Annotated in this window: 1 protein-coding gene and 1 pseudogene; both read right to left on the minus strand. The window is 63.8% G+C overall.

Annotation, left to right across the window (positions count from 1 at the left end):
• Positions 1–326, minus strand: a 326-nt coding sequence (locus tag AC1D06_RS42685) for an NAD(P) transhydrogenase subunit alpha part 2 (protein ID WP_477991633.1), incomplete at its 3' end; no start/stop codon positions are given.
• A 1-nt stretch (position 327) separates the two neighbouring features.
• Positions 328–735 (minus strand): annotated as a pseudogene (locus AC1D06_RS42690) (NAD(P)(+) transhydrogenase (Re/Si-specific) subunit alpha); the annotation flags it as partial.

Below are 735 nucleotides of genomic sequence, written 5' to 3' on the forward strand. Positions count from 1 at the left end.
AGCGCAACGAAGCCGAAGCCGGTGGCCCAGCCAGACAGCGACAGGCCGACGGCCAGCAGTGCACCGACCACGATCACCGAGGAGATCGCATTGGTCACCGCCATCAGCGGCGTATGCAGCGCCGGGGTCACCGACCAGACGACATAGTAACCGACGAAGATGGCGAGCACGAAGATCGCCAGCCGGAAGACGAAGGGATCGATCACACCGCCGGAGAGCGCATGCGCCGCATCGGCGAGCGAGGGCTGGGTGGCGACGGCGTCATGGACGGCAGCCACGGCCTTGTCGAGATTCTGGAGGGCGGTGTTTACGCTATCGTTTGCCATTTCAGCCCTCCTTGGCCGGAGCCGGTGCCCCGCCAAAGTTCGGATGCACGACCGCTCTGCCATGGGTGAGCATGGTGGCCTTGACGAGTTCGTCGTCAAGCTTCAGCGCCAGCTCCTTCGTCTCCTTGGAAATCATCTTCTCCAGGAAGGTGACGAGGTTCTTGGCATAGAGAGCCGAAGCTGAGGCGGCGATGCGGCCGGCGACATTGAGATAGCCGATCACCTTGACGCCCTCGACATCGGCGATTTCGCCGGCCACCGCGCCCTCGATATTGCCGCCGCGCTCGACGGCGAGATCGACGGCGATCGAGCCCGGCTTCATCGATTTGAGCATATCGCGGCTCACCAGCTTTGGCGCCGGCCGGCCGGGGATTAGTGCCGTGGTGATGACGATGTCCTGCTTGGCGAT

This window comes from Rhizobium sp. P2_G2 (genome assembly GCF_056403555.1).